Origin of the sequence: Gelidibacter salicanalis, from assembly GCF_016469035.1 — a bacterium.
In the GTDB taxonomy this organism is placed as follows: domain Bacteria; phylum Bacteroidota; class Bacteroidia; order Flavobacteriales; family Flavobacteriaceae; genus Gelidibacter; species Gelidibacter salicanalis_A.
On record NZ_JAEHJZ010000339.1, the window covers coordinates 1 to 260 of the forward strand.

1 protein-coding gene is annotated in these 260 nt (G+C 40.0%); it reads right to left on the minus strand.

Annotation, left to right across the window (positions count from 1 at the left end):
- On the minus strand, nucleotides 1–260 hold a 260-nt coding region (locus JEM65_RS21625; RefSeq protein WP_199603834.1), incomplete at both ends, for a reverse transcriptase domain-containing protein.

Below are 260 nucleotides of genomic sequence, written 5' to 3' on the forward strand. Positions count from 1 at the left end.
TTAAAGAGAAGAGGCCCCAAGATGGAGCCTTGAGGTACCCCACATGTCATATTTGTCAACTCAGATGTGTATTTACCTATAGAAACAAAGTTGTTTCTGTCCTTTAAGTAGGATTCAAACCAATTTAGAACTGTTTCCGAAAGTCCCACCCAGTTTTCCAGTCGGTCTAGTAATATGTTGTGGTCAACAGTGTCAAACGCAGCACTGAGATCTAATAATACTAACACTGAAGTTCTGCCACTGTCTATGTTTAAGTGGAT